The 12519-nt window shown below is 66.4% G+C and carries 12 protein-coding genes; 8 read left to right on the forward strand and 4 right to left on the reverse strand.

The annotated features are described in order from the left end of the window. From Q0602_RS22210 to Q0602_RS22230, 5 genes are all read left to right on the forward strand, one after another. Positions 1 to 629: TRAP transporter small permease subunit (locus tag Q0602_RS22210; RefSeq protein ID WP_367277004.1), on the forward strand; the 629-nt coding region annotated here is incomplete at its 5' end. Beyond that, a complete protein-coding gene (locus Q0602_RS22215; protein WP_298848108.1) occupies positions 629 to 1909 on the forward strand; it encodes a TRAP transporter large permease in 1281 nt (426 codons plus the stop codon). The genes Q0602_RS22210 and Q0602_RS22215, both read left to right, overlap by 1 nt. A gap of 42 nt (positions 1910 to 1951) precedes the next feature. After that, positions 1952 to 2635, forward strand: a complete 684-nt coding sequence (locus Q0602_RS22220) for a DUF2848 domain-containing protein (protein ID WP_298848110.1) — start codon at positions 1952 to 1954, stop codon at positions 2633 to 2635. Continuing rightward, positions 2632 to 4011, forward strand: coding sequence for an amidase (locus Q0602_RS22225; RefSeq protein ID WP_298848111.1), 1380 nt, complete (start codon positions 2632 to 2634; stop codon positions 4009 to 4011). Before Q0602_RS22220 ends, Q0602_RS22225 begins: the two co-directional genes overlap by 4 nt. Before the next feature lie 9 nt (positions 4012 to 4020). Beyond that, the gene (locus tag Q0602_RS22230) at positions 4021 to 4557 is read left to right on the forward strand and encodes an ureidoglycolate lyase (RefSeq protein ID WP_298848112.1); all 537 of its coding nucleotides are present in this window, start codon (positions 4021 to 4023) and stop codon (positions 4555 to 4557) included. A 55-nt stretch (positions 4558 to 4612) separates the two neighbouring features. On the opposite strand, the gene Q0602_RS22235 is transcribed toward Q0602_RS22230, so the two are convergent. Continuing rightward, on the reverse strand, positions 4613 to 5908 hold the full coding sequence (locus tag Q0602_RS22235; RefSeq protein WP_298848113.1) for an MFS transporter: 1296 nt from the start codon (positions 5906 to 5908) through the stop codon (positions 4613 to 4615). Positions 5909 to 6071: 163 nt separating this feature from the next. Continuing rightward, complete coding sequence (locus Q0602_RS22240; protein WP_298848114.1) at positions 6072 to 6614, reverse strand: TetR/AcrR family transcriptional regulator; 543 nt, start codon at positions 6612 to 6614, stop codon at positions 6072 to 6074. A gap of 243 nt (positions 6615 to 6857) precedes the next feature. Here Q0602_RS22240 and Q0602_RS22245 point away from each other — a divergent pair, with 243 nt between their 5' ends. From Q0602_RS22245 to Q0602_RS22255, 3 genes are all read left to right on the forward strand, one after another. Next, positions 6858 to 7979, forward strand: coding sequence for an MFS transporter (locus Q0602_RS22245; protein ID WP_298848115.1), 1122 nt, complete (start codon positions 6858 to 6860; stop codon positions 7977 to 7979). A gap of 187 nt (positions 7980 to 8166) precedes the next feature. Continuing rightward, positions 8167 to 8622: a nodulation efficiency, NfeD-like protein gene (locus tag Q0602_RS22250; protein ID WP_298848116.1), complete on the forward strand. Its 456-nt coding sequence runs from the start codon at positions 8167 to 8169 to the stop codon at positions 8620 to 8622. A gap of 5 nt (positions 8623 to 8627) precedes the next feature. Continuing rightward, a complete protein-coding gene (locus Q0602_RS22255; protein ID WP_298848117.1) occupies positions 8628 to 9677 on the forward strand; it encodes an SPFH domain-containing protein in 1050 nt (349 codons plus the stop codon). 9 nt (positions 9678 to 9686) lie between these two features. Here Q0602_RS22255 and astB read toward each other — a convergent pair whose 3' ends face one another. Then, positions 9687 to 11048 carry an N-succinylarginine dihydrolase gene (astB, locus tag Q0602_RS22260; RefSeq protein WP_298848119.1) on the reverse strand — a complete coding sequence of 454 codons (1362 nt, stop codon included), beginning with the start codon at positions 11046 to 11048 and terminating at the stop codon, positions 9687 to 9689. After that, on the reverse strand, positions 11045 to 12514 hold the full coding sequence (gene astD, locus Q0602_RS22265) for a succinylglutamate-semialdehyde dehydrogenase (RefSeq protein WP_298848123.1): 1470 nt from the start codon (positions 12512 to 12514) through the stop codon (positions 11045 to 11047). The genes astB and astD overlap by 4 nt, the downstream gene beginning before the upstream one ends. Positions 12515 to 12519: the final 5 nt, after the last annotated feature.

The following is a 12519-nucleotide window of genomic DNA, read 5'->3' on the forward strand; positions in this document are numbered from 1 at the left end:
CCGCCGGGATCGCCACTACCGATAGGCAGGTACCTCTCATGTCACCATTGATCCAGGGGCTGGACGGGCTGGTGCGCTTCACGCGCGGCCTGTCCCGGCTCGCCGCTCGCGTGATCGGACTCGCCCTGCTGGCCGTCGTCATCTTCATCGGCGTCGAGATCCTGCTGCGCAAGCTGGCCGGCCACTCGCTTTCCGGTGTCCACGAGTACTCGGGCTATGTGCTGGCCGTGCTCTCGGCCTGGGGGATTTCCCACACGCTGCTCGAACGGGCCCATATCCGAATCGACGTCGTCCACGGCCGCTTGCCGCCACTGTCGCAGCACGCGCTCAATATCGTGTCGCTGCTGGCGCTCAATCTGGTGGCGTGGATGATCGCGCTGAACGCCTATCCGGTGTTGGCAAAATCCCTCACCAACGGTTCGACCGCCAACACGCCGCTGGCCACGCCACTCTGGATTCCACAACTGCTGTGGGCCGCCGGCTATTGCTGGTTCGCCTTTACCACCAGCGTCATGGGTCTGAGAGTCCTGGTCGCGCTGTTCCAGCGGGACGCACCCACCCTCGATGCGCTGATCGGCATGGATAACGGCGAACTGGACGAAGCGCCGCTGACGGAGGAGTCACGCTAATGCTCGGATTTCTCTCTGTCGGCATTCTGGTGCTGCTGCTGGCCGGTATTCCGGTGGCGGTCACGCTGTTCCTGCTCGCCTTCGGTATCGACCAGTTCTTCTCGTTCTTCCCGCTGACCAAGGCGCTGGGGCAAAACCTGTGGTCGGCAGCGGACTCTTTCCTGCTGATCGCGATTCCACTGTTCGTGCTGATGGGCGAGATCATCGTACGTGCCGGCATCGCCGAGAAGGCCTACCGTGCCATGGACCACTGGCTGTCGTGGCTGCCGGGTGGCCTGATTCACGCCAACATCACCACCGCCGCGCTGTTCTCGGCGACCTCGGGGTCGTCGGTCGCCACCGCCGCGACGATCTCTACCGTGGCGCTGCCCCAGGGCGACAAGCTCAATTACGACCCACGCCTGTTCTGCGGCAGCATCGCCGCCGGCGGCACGCTGGGCATCCTCATTCCGCCCTCGATCAACCTGATCGTCTACGGTTTCCTGACCGAAACCTCGATCCCCAAGCTGTTCATGGCAGGGCTGGTCCCCGGTCTGGGGCTATCGCTGCTGTTCATGGCCGTGGCGCTGGTGCTGTGCTGGTGGAAACCGAGCCTCGGCGGTCCGCGCAACGTCGCGAGCTGGAGCGCGCGTTTTCGGAGCCTGGCCTTCCTGGCGCCGTTGCTGATCCTGTTCGCGGTAATCGTCGGCTCGATCTATCTCGGCTGGGCCACCCCCACCGAGGCAGCCGCCGTCGGCGTCATCGTCTCGCTGGGGCTGGCGGCGGCCAACCGCCGCCTGGACCGCCGTATGCTGATGGCCGCGCTCGACGGTACGGTCAAGACGACCTCGATGCTGCTGTTCATCATTCTGGCGGCCTCGTTTCTGAACTTCGCGCTGACTTCGTCAGGGCTGGTCCAGAAGCTGACGACGCTACTGAGCACCTACGATCTTTCGCCCTACGGGTTGCTGCTGGCGGTCATCGTGCTGTTCATCGTGCTGGGTTTCTTCATCGAGACGCTGTCGCTGATGGTGATCACCATTCCCATCGTCACGCCGCTAATCGCGGCCGCCGGCTTCGACAAGGTGTGGTTCGGCATCATCATGATCCTGTTCGTCGAGATGGCGCTGATCACCCCGCCGGTGGGCCTCAACCTGTATATCGTCCAGGCCGCTCGCCGCGGCAAGGCGTTCTCGGACGTGATCGTCGGCACGCTGCCGTTCATCGTCGCCATGTTGCTGATGGCCGCACTGCTGGTGCTCTTTCCCGGCATCGCGCTGTGGCTACCCAGCTCGCTGTAACTTTCATTGACCGATGCACTTACCGAACAGGGAAACGCTCTCATGCTGACTTTCGAAACACCGCAAGGCGCCCTCACTCTAACGCCCAGGCGTCTGGCGATCGCCGGCTGGGCAGGCCGCGACCAGGCCGGTGTCCAGCATCACATCGAGGAGCTGGCCGCCATCGGCGTCAAGCCGCCGTCCAGCGTGCCGCTGTTCTACCGCGCCAGTGCGCAACTGCTGACCCAGGCTGACAACGTCGAGATGCTCGGCGGCGAGGGCTCCGGCGAAGCCGAAGTCTGTCTCGTCAGCGATGGCGATGGCCGGCTGTGGGTGACGCTGGCCTCCGATCATACCGACCGCAAGCTGGAGGCCGTAGGCGTGGCCGAGTCCAAGCAGCTCTGCGCCAAGCCGATTGCGCTACAGGCCTGGCCGCTGGATGAGATCCGCGATCATTGGGATGCGCTGGAACTCGAAAGCCGAATCGAGGAGGACGGCCACACGGTCGTCTACCAGCAAGGCACGCTGGCCGAGTTGCTGGATGTCGATACGCTGCTGGCCAAGCTGCCCGCCGCGCTCAAGCACGGCGAATCGCTGGCACCCAACACGCTGCTGCTGTGCGGCACGGTACCTGCCATCGGCGGTATCCGGCCCAGCCCACGCTTTTCGATGACGCTCAGCGATCCGGTCCTGAATCGTCGCCTGAGTCACAGCTACACCGTCATCGAACTCGAGGTCGCCCAATGAGCCAGACCGATGCTGCCAGGACTTTCTGGAATCATCCTCCGCGCCAACGCCGTCTGGCCGACTGGCAGGCGGCGATCGACGGCGGCGACTTCACCCCCGCCCAGGCGCTCGAGGCACTGATCGAGCGGGCCCGATCGCAAGCCGACGTCACCGCCACGGCCTTCACCGAATTCGATGTCGAAAAGCTGCGTGACCGGCTGGCGCGCATCGATCAGACCGAACCACTGGCCTGTCTGCCGGTCAGCGTCAAGGATCTGTTCGATGTTCGGGGCGAAGTGACCAGAGCCGGATCCCGCGTGCTGGGTGACAGCAGGCCCGCCAGCGACGATGCCGCCGCCGTCGAACGTCTGCGTCGTGCCGGTGCGCTGCTGACCGGACGCACCAACATGAGCGAATTCGCGTTCTCCGGGCTCGGTCTCAACCGGCACTACGGCACGCCGCCCAACCCATTCGATGGCGAACGCATCACCGGCGGCTCGACCTCCGGCGGCGCGGCTTCGGTCGCCTTTGGTCTGGCGGCGGCAACGCTGGGTAGCGACACCGGCGGCTCGCTGCGGATTCCCGCCGCGTTCTGCGGGCTGACCGGCTTCAAGCCCAGCCAGCAGAGCGTGCCCGGCGAAGGTGCCTACCCGCTCGCGCCGAGCCTGGACTGCGTCGGCCCCATCGCGCCCAGCGTAGACTGCTGCGCCCGGCTGTGGTCGATACTGGCGAACCGGCCGCTGCCGGTGTTGGATGCCACGCCGCGACCGCTGCGGCTGGTGATCCCGGAGGGAGGCCTGTTGAACGAGCTCGACGACGCGGTTCGTGCTGGCTTCGAAGCGGCAGTCGCCGCACTCGAGACACACGGATGCCACATTGATCACCTGCCACTGGCAGCCATCGATGGCGCGCTGGCCATCAATCAGCAAGGCGGCCTGGTGGTACCGGAGGCAGCGGCGCTGCATCGCGACCAGCTCGCACGTGCCGAGGCAGAATACGATCCCTTGATCGCCGAGCGCCTGAACGGCGGCCGGGACATCACCGCTGCGGACTATCTTCAGCGCCTGTGGCCGAGAGCGGGCTGGCAGCGCCGCTTTGGGGCCGAGATGGCGGGATTCGACGCCGTGTTGCTGCCCACGGTGGCAACGCTTCCGCCCAGCCGCGCCGAACTCGAGGATGACGCCGCCGCGTTCCAGCGTGCGAACCGGCTGGCGCTGCGCAACACCAGCGTCTTCAACTATCTCGACGCCGCCTCGATCTCGCTACCCTACTTTCCGGCGGGGGCCGGCTTGCCCATCGGACTGATGCTGTCGCGGCCCCAGGGCGACGATGCCTTGCTGTTGCAGCATGCGTCCGTCGCGGAAGCGATGTTGCAGGACAACGATCAATCCATCTGAGGACAGCGCGTGGACATCAAGACGCTACCGATCGAAGCACTCTCGCCGACGTCATTCGCCCCTTATGGCGATGTAATGGGCTGGTCAGCCGATCTTGCCGAAAGCGAGCCGGGATATCGTTCTACAGCCAGCGATTTCGTCCACCAGCTCAGCTTCGACACCGGCATCGACGGCGGTCCCGCGGAAGTGCTCTGGGTGCATTATCGCGATAACTCATCGCGCATCGACAAGCTGGAGATGCATCAGCTGACCCATCAGGCCGTCGTGCCGATCCATGGCGGCGATCTCGTGCAGATCGTCTGTCTCGATCACGACGACGTTCCGAATATCGATTCGCTGAAAGCCTTTCGGCTGCCTCAGGGCATGGGTGTATCGATGCATCCCGGCTGCTGGCATACCACGAGGGCACTCGACGGCGACGTGACAGCGTTGATGCTGACCCGTCATTCCACCACTCGGGATCTGGTCGCCATGTTGACCGACGGCGCGGCCGGTGGCGAGAGTCGGTTGACACCGCTGCCGGTCACGATCGAGCTGGGTATCTAACGGCGATATCGCCACTCGTCGAGACACATCACGCGCCTATGCCTCAATCACTTCATCAACGTCCGGACCCACGACGAGCGAGACGGCCGATCCTTTCGATCAGCCACAGCGGCGGCATCGCCGGCATGTAGAACGGCGGGATCGACGGGCGAGGTGACGCCGGCGCGCCTTTCAATGCCTCGGGCGGGCGAGTGTCGGCACGCTTCTGCCCGTCCGGGCGGTATCCCGCCAGCATCGTCGCCAGCGCGATCAGCGCAAAGGCGATGAAGCAGAAGGCGTATCCCTGGCCGCCGATCAGATAGCCGGCCAGCGGTGAACCGACGATCTGGCCCACGGCAATCATCAGAAACGGCAACCCAAGACCGATGGCGGGCCGATCCGCGTAGAGCCGGATGCCCCATACGAGGTAGACGCCGGTAAGCATGATGTAGGCGCCACCGAAGAGCGCGGCCGAGACGAGCAGCGCCGGCAGGCTGGAGGGCAGCACGGCGAGCAGGCAGAGCGAGAGCGCCAGCGCAGCGAGCGAGCCGCGATGGACGACATCGAGACCGAGACGCTTGACCAGATCCCCCGCCAGCCCGCCAGCCAGGCCGGCAACGCCGATCAGAATCCAGACGATATTGGCCGTCGCCTGATCGAAGTGCCCCAACGTGACCACGGCCTCGCTCGAGAAGGTCCAGTAGGCGGCACTGGCCGTGCCCATGCCGACGGCAGCCAGGATCAGCATCGCCACGTGGGAGCGCCAGATACCGGCGCCGCGACCTTTATCCGGCGAATCCGATCGGCGATCGCTGGCATCCGCTCGCGGCACGCTGATCGACAGCAGCAGTGCATTCAGCAGCGCGGCGATGGCAAAGGCCGCGTAGGCGATCCGCCATTGTCCGGTGGCGGCAAAGGCCACCGGACCGGAGATCGCGACACCCAGGCTGGTACCGGCGTTGATGACGGTGTTGGCACGCCCCTGATGGGCGGTGGTGATGGTGACGGAGACGGCCTGGGCCATGGGCGGCGACGCCAGCCCGGTACTGGCACCCGCCAGCAGAATGGCGCCGGCCAGCCAAGGTGCGCTGGTGCTGACGGAGATGGCCGCCATGCCCACCGCCGCGATCAGGGCGGCGATGACGGCCACCCGCCGAGCGCCGAGGCGTTCCACCAGCAGCGCGCTGCCCACGATGGCGAGACAGTAGCCTAGATAGGCACCGCTCCCGATGGCACCGGCCATGGCCGAACTCATGCCGACATCCTCGCGCATGCTGGGCAGGAAGAGTCCGTAGGCGAAGCGAGCCAATCCGTAGCTCACCCCGATCAGCATGGTGCCGGCAACGACGAGCCGAAGTTCTTGACGGGTCATATCAGGATCCTTTTTGGCTGGCGCGTCGGACGGTAGCAAGGCCGCGAGACGACGCCCGTGATGTAAAATGATCGTTTTCCTCATGGTCGTGACGAATCCGCCGGCATCGGGCCGGAGAAGCGGATCAGGGTCGTGCCAGACCGTCAGGTCATGCTTGGCCGCGTCAGGACGAGAGCCCTTGGGTGCGTGCGCCCTCGATCAACCGCCGCGCCGCTCGGAGGGCCACGTCCACGGTCGCGCTACCCCGATAGGCCGCGGCGTGGGTCACACCTTCGACCAGCAGCAGAATCGCTTCAGCCAGTTCGTCGTCGCGACATCCGATCTCCGCTTCGACGATCTCTTCGATGCGCTGCCGCAGCCGCGCCTTGTGACGTGTCATAGCCTCGACGATTTCCGGCACGTCACCGCCGGTCTCGGCCCAAACACGCAGAAACAGGCAGCCCCGTGCGCCCTCGTCGACGAACCACGCGCCCAGCGCCCCGAACAGCTCATCCACGCTGACAGCGCTCGCCAGCGAGCGCATGAAACGGCGGTCGCGCTCGTCGAGGACGATCGCCAGCAGGCGGTTCTTGCTGCCGACATGCTTGTAGAGCGTGCGGCTGGAGATGCCGGCGCCGTGAGTCAGCCGGTCCATGCCGGTGGCGGTGAAGCCATGGCGATCGAAGAGCTGCTCGGCGGTCGAGATGAGTCGTGTGCGTATATCCATGTCGGAAGTGTAAAACGATCACTTTACTTGCGCAAACTTCGATTCACCGGATTTCGTTCATCTCCGCTGGTCCGCATGGGCTGGGCGCTTCGCGCAAGGTCGGGTCCGCCCCTTGGCAGGAAAATGCTAAGATGCCGCCCCATTTACCGAAGGCCGCCAACCGTGTCCCGATCCGTTCCCCCTGCTGCTCGATCGCTTCCCGCCTGGTTGTGGCTCTTGGCCTTCGGCCTGGCGGCGATCAACTTGCGTGCGCCGATCGTGGTGATCGGGCCGGTGCTCGAACCGATCATGGGGACACTGGCCATCGGTGCCGGTACGGCGAGCCTCTTCACCACCGGGATGATTCTCTGCTTCGGCCTGCTCTCGCCGCTGGCGCCGGGGTTCGCCGACCGTGTCGGGCTCGATCGTGCCATCGCCTGCGCGATCACCCTGATCGCTGTCGGTGGCGTGATGCGCGGCGTCGAGAGTCTGACGGTCATGCTGCTCGGCACGCTGTGCGCGGGAATGGGTATCGCCTTCGGCAACGTGTTCATGCCGAGCCTGGTCAAGCGCGATCGCGGCGACCGCCTGGGCCGCACCATGGGGCTCTATACGGTGATGATGGGGGTCGGCGCCACGATCAGCGCCGGCAGTGCCATTCCGCTGATGAACCTGTCGGGAAGCTGGTCCACCCCGATCTGGCTGTGGGCCGCCTTCGGGATCGGATCCGCCATCGTGTGGTGGCGCCTGGCGCTCTCGCTGGGGCCCGAGCAATCGGCCGCTACACGGCGGCCGCCGATGTCGCGACTGTTCCGCAGCCCGGTGGCGTGGACCCTGACCCTGTTCATGGGCGCCCAGTCGCTGAGCTTCTACACGCTGCAGACGTGGGTGCCGGCGGTGGCGATCCAGGCCGGCGTGCCCGAGGCGACCGCCGGGATCATGCTGTCGCTGATCAACTTCACCAGTATCCCGGGCAGCTACATCGTCGCCCGACTGGCCTCGCGGCTGACCCATCACAGCCTGCTGGTGCTCGGTCTCTGCTCGCTGGTGGCGCTGGCCCTGCTCGGGCTGCTGCTGGCACCGACTGCCTCGCCGCTGCTATGGGCGCTGTTGCTGGGTGCCGGCCAGGGCGGCTGCTTCGCCTTCGCACTGACCATGATCGTGCTGCGCACCCGACAGCCCCAGCACGCCGCGATGCTCTCGGGGATGTCCCAGAGCATCGGTTATCTGATGGGGGCCAGCGGCCCGCTGCTGTTCGGCGCGCTGCACGGCCTGAGCGGCGACTGGCAGTTGTCACTGATCTTCCTGATCGTGCTGCTCGCCGGCCAGAGCGTGGCCGGCGTGCTGATCGGCCGGCCCAGGATGGTCAAGCTGGGAGACGACTGACCGTCCCGGATGGGCAGACTGGCGGCAAACGCTCACCTCCCTTGTCGGCGATCTCTGATACGCTGGCCGGTCAAATGCGGGCAGACTTCGGGATCGTTCTGCCGCGATCGGTGACGGGAAGAAGCCCATCGGGGCCTCGATCGCCCATCGCACTCATCTCCCCCATCACCGAGCGTCGGGAACCGATATGGACTGGAACGTGGCTTATGTCTGGCTGGCCGTCGCGCTGCTGCTGGGGCTGGCGGAGCTGGCCTCCGGTGCCCTGGTGCTGCTGGCACTGGCGATCGCCGCCGCCACCGCAGCGCTGCTGGCCTGGCTGGGCGCTTCATTGACCTGGCAACTGATCGGCCTGGGGCTCGTCGCCGGGGTGCTGCTGCCGCTGGTCGTCAAGGTGATCCGGCCGTGGTTCTCGCCGCCGGGCGTCGACTACGGCACCACCGGCACCGGCGTCGAGAAGGGCAACGAGTACCGCTCGCTCAAGCGCGATTTCGATGGCGCCAGCGGCCTCAAGATCAATGGCGATTTCTACCGCTTGAGAGTCGCCGACACCGACACGACCGAACTGCCGCTGGGCAGCCCGGTCATCTTTCAGCGTTTCGACGGCACCGAGGCCATCGTCACGCTGAAGCGCCCAACGGAGTGACCAACATGGATTTCCTCGCCAGCCCGGGGCTGATCATCAGCCTGATCATCGTCGCCATCGGCGTGCTGCTCATCGTCAAGGGACTGGTGATCGTTCGCCAGTCGGAGGTGATGGTGGTGGAGCGCCTGGGCTCCTTCAATCGGCTGCTGGAGAGCGGGATCAACTTCATCATTCCGTTCATCGAGCAGCCCCGCGCCATCAGCATGATCCGCTACCGCAAGCAGGGCGAAGAGTACTACCCCATCGCCACCGACGAGATCCGCATCGACCGCCGCGAGACGGTGATGGACTTCCCCGGTCAGCCGGTGGTCACCACCGACAACGTGACGGTCACCATCAACGGCGCGCTCTACTATCAGATCATCGACCCCAAGCGGGCGGTCTATGAAGTCGCCAACATGAGTCAGGCCGTCGAGGTGCTGGCCAAGACCACGCTGCGTTCGGTGGTGGGCAAGATGGAGCTCGACAAGCTGTTCGAATCCCGCGCCGAGGTCAACAACGCGATCCAGTCCGCCATGGAGGAGCCGGCGTCCAAGTGGGGCGTGAAGATCTCCCGCGTCGAGGTGCAGGACATCGCCATGCCGGAAGAGGTCGAGAGCGCCATGCGCCTGCAGATGGCCGCCGAGCGTAAACGCCGCGCCACCGTGACCGAAGCAGAGGGCGAGAAATCCGCCGCCATCGCCATGGCGCAGGGTCAGCGCGAATCGTCGATCCTCAACGCCGAGGGCGACAAGCAGTCCGCCATCCTGCGCGCCCAGGGCGAGCAGGAGTCGATCAAGCTGGTGCTCAATGCCATCGGCGAGAGCGAGGAGAACAAGCGTACCGTGGTGGGCTATCTGCTCGGCCAGAGCTACATCAAGGCGCTGCCGACCATGGCCAAGGATGGCGAGCGGGTGTTCGTGCCCTACGAGTCCTCGGCGCTACTCGGTTCCATGGGCATGTTCCGGGAAATGGCCGGCTCGCCGGAAGATGCGGTGAGCCAGCACATCAGGAACCGCCAGAGTGGCGCCGACCTGCGCAGCGGCATGGTCGGCGGTGCCGCGGGTCAAGGCTGAGCGGCCGGTTCACGCTTCCAGCTGAAACGGATAGACGTTGCCGATGCCCAGCAGCCGGGTCAGCTCGTCGAGCGCCGTGAGCGTCTCGTCGGCTAGCTGGGGATCGGCGAGGTCGTCCGGGGTCAGGTTGTCGCGATAGTGGCGCTCGACCCAGGCGACCAGATCGGCATACAGCGCATCGTTCAACAGCACCCGTCCGCTCAGCGCCTGGCGCTCCGCCGCCGAGAGCACCACGCGCAGGCGCAGGCATGCCGGGCCGCCGCCGTTGCGCATGCTCTGCTTGACGTCCTTGACCGTGACTTCGCTGATCGGGTTATAGCCCGCCAGCAGTAGATCCTGAATCGTTCGCCACACCGCCTCGTTCTCCTGACACTCCCCCGGCACCACCAGCGTCATGCTGCCATCCGGATTCGAGAGCAGCTGCGAGTTGAACAGATAGGTCGAGACCGCGTCCTCGAGGCTGATCGCCTCGCTGGGCACCCGTACCGGGATCAGCGGCGAAGTCATTCGGGCGCGCAGCGCCTCCAGCGTCTTCTCTTCGTCGAGAAACGCCATCTCGTGGTAGAGCAGCACCGGCCCGTTGCCCACCGCGATCACGTCGTTGTGGAAGACACCGGCATCGATGGCATCCGGATGCTGCTGGGCGAAAACGGCCCGGGCATCCCCGAGGCCATGCTGGCGCGCGATCGCCTGACTCGCTTCCAGCGTCTGGCGGGCCGGATAGCGCAGGGGAGCGCGCTCGCCACCGAAGGCCTGGCGGCCGTAGACGAACAGGTGCACGCCGGCCTCGCCGTACTCGCCACACAGGCGAGTGTGGTTGGCCGCGCCCTCGTCGGAGAACGCCGGCGTCGCCGGCAGCTGGGCGTGATGCACGAAATGGCGCTCGTCGCGGAAGATGGCGGCCAGCACGCGGCCCGTGGTCTCGGGCTCGAGATAGCGATGAAAGCTCGACTGCAGGTTGGCCGGCGTGAAGTGCACCCGGCCATCCGGCGCATCGGGGCTCGGCGTGATGGTCGCCGCATTGGCGGTCCACATCGACGAGGCCGAACACACCGCGCGCAGAATCTGCGGCGCTTCTCGCCCCGCCCGCGCCAGCACCTCGGCGTTGCTGCCGGAAAACCCGAGCGAGCGCAGCGCGCCCAGATCCGGACGCTGCTGCGGCGGCAGCACGCCCTGGGCGTAGCCGGCATCCATCAGCGACTTCATCTTGGCCAGGCCTTGCAACGCCGCCTCGCGCGGGTTGGACGCAAGCCCGCCATGGCGCATCGAGGCCACGTTGCCGTGAGCCAGCCCGGCGTAATTGTGGGTCGGCCCCACCAGGCCGTCGAAGTTGACCTCGAGCACGTCGTCCTTCACCGGGTCGCCGCTCATAGCGTGACCCCGGGCGGCAGCTCCGCGGGCAGGGTCAGCGTGTCCGCTTCCATCGAAGCCACCGGATAGGCGCAGTAATCCGCCGCGTAGTAGGCGCTGGGGCGATGGTTGCCGCTGTCGCCGATCCCGCCGAACGGTGCATCGCTGGAGGCGCCGGTGGTCTGGCGGTTCCAGTTGACGATGCCGGCCCGAATCCGCAGCAGGAAATCGTCCCAATCCGCCTGGTCCCCGCCGATCAGGCCGGCGGAGAGCCCGTAGCGGGTGTCGTTGGCCAGTTCGATCGCCTCGTCCCAGCGCTTGTAGCGATGGATCTTGAGCAGCGGACCGAAGTGCTCCTCGTCGGGCACGTCGCAGCCGGTGACGTCGACCAGTCCCGGTGACAACAGGCTGGTCCCCGCCTGCAGCGACTGCATCCGCACCAGTACCCGCCCGCCTCGGGCCTCGAGATCGCGCTGTGCATCGAGCAGCCCCTCCGCCGCCTGGGGGCTGACCAGCCCGGCGTAGAACGGCGCCGGCTCGCTGAACGGTTCCGCCACGCGCAGTTCGGCCAGCGTGCGTGCGAGCTTTTCGATCAGCCGATCGCCGGCCTCGCCCTCCGGCACGATCAGGCGACGGGCACAGGTACAGCGCTGGCCACCGGAGAGGAAGGCCGACTGCACGACGGTCAGCACCGCCGCATCGAGATCGCGCACGTCCTTGACCACCAGCGGGTTGTTGCCGCCCAGCTCCAGCGCCAGGATCTTGCCGACCTGACCGCCGAACTGGCGATGCAGCAATCCGCCGACCTTGGCGCTGCCGGTGAACAGCAGACCGTCGATATCGGCGTTGCCCGCCAGCGCCTGCCCCACTTCCGCCGCGCCCTGGACCAGGTCGATCACGCCGGCGGGCAGCCCCGCCCGTTCCCAGCACTGCAGGGTCAGGTCGGCGGTCATCGGCGTCTGCTCGCTGGGCTTGAACACCACGCAGTTGCCCGCCAGCAGCGCCGGCACGATATGCCCGTTGGGCAGATGGCCCGGAAAGTTGTAGGGACCAAACACCGCCAGCACCCCGTGAGGCCGATGGCGCAGCACGGCACGCGTGCCGCTGGCGTCGCGGGCGCGCTCGCCGGTGCGCTCGTGATAGGCGGTGAGCGAGATCGCGATCTTGCCGATCATCGCGCCCACTTCGGTGCGCGCCTCCCAGATCGGCTTGCCGGTCTCATGGGCAATGCTCCGGGCCAGCGGTTCACGATTGGCCTCCAGCTCGTCACGAAAGCGCTCGACGATGGCCTGACGCTCGGCGAACGGTCGTCGCCCCCAGCCGGGGAACGCACGCCGCGCCGCCGCGATCGCATCGTCGACCTGCTCGGGAGACGCCGCCGCGGCCTGCCACAGCAAGTCGCCCGAGATGGGATCGCGCTTGTCGAAACGCGCGGCCGCGCCGTCGATCCAACGACCGTCGATCAGCAGTTGTTGTTTGGCGTGCATATTTC

Source organism: uncultured Salinicola sp., from assembly GCF_937921195.1.
Classification (GTDB): Bacteria; Pseudomonadota; Gammaproteobacteria; order Pseudomonadales; family Halomonadaceae; genus Salinicola.

Bases quoted from the DNA above. Each gene is read 5' to 3' on its own strand.
- Q0602_RS22215 (WP_298848108.1), top strand. From the start codon at position 629: ATGCTCGGATTTCTCTCTGTCGGCATTCTGGTGCTGCTGCTGGCCGGT.
- Q0602_RS22220 (WP_298848110.1), top strand. From the start codon at position 1,952: ATGCTGACTTTCGAAACACCGCAAGGCGCCCTCACTCTAACGCCCAGG.
- Q0602_RS22225 (WP_298848111.1), top strand. From the start codon at position 2,632: ATGAGCCAGACCGATGCTGCCAGGACTTTCTGGAATCATCCTCCGCGC.
- Q0602_RS22235 (WP_298848113.1), bottom strand. From the start codon at position 5,908: ATGACCCGTCAAGAACTTCGGCTCGTCGTTGCCGGCACCATGCTGATC.
- Q0602_RS22240 (WP_298848114.1), bottom strand. From the start codon at position 6,614: ATGGATATACGCACACGACTCATCTCGACCGCCGAGCAGCTCTTCGAT.
- Q0602_RS22250 (WP_298848116.1), top strand. From the start codon at position 8,167: ATGGACTGGAACGTGGCTTATGTCTGGCTGGCCGTCGCGCTGCTGCTG.
- Q0602_RS22255 (WP_298848117.1), top strand. From the start codon at position 8,628: ATGGATTTCCTCGCCAGCCCGGGGCTGATCATCAGCCTGATCATCGTC.
- astB (WP_298848119.1), bottom strand. From the start codon at position 11,048: ATGAGCGGCGACCCGGTGAAGGACGACGTGCTCGAGGTCAACTTCGAC.
- astD (WP_298848123.1), bottom strand. From the start codon at position 12,514: ATGCACGCCAAACAACAACTGCTGATCGACGGTCGTTGGATCGACGGC.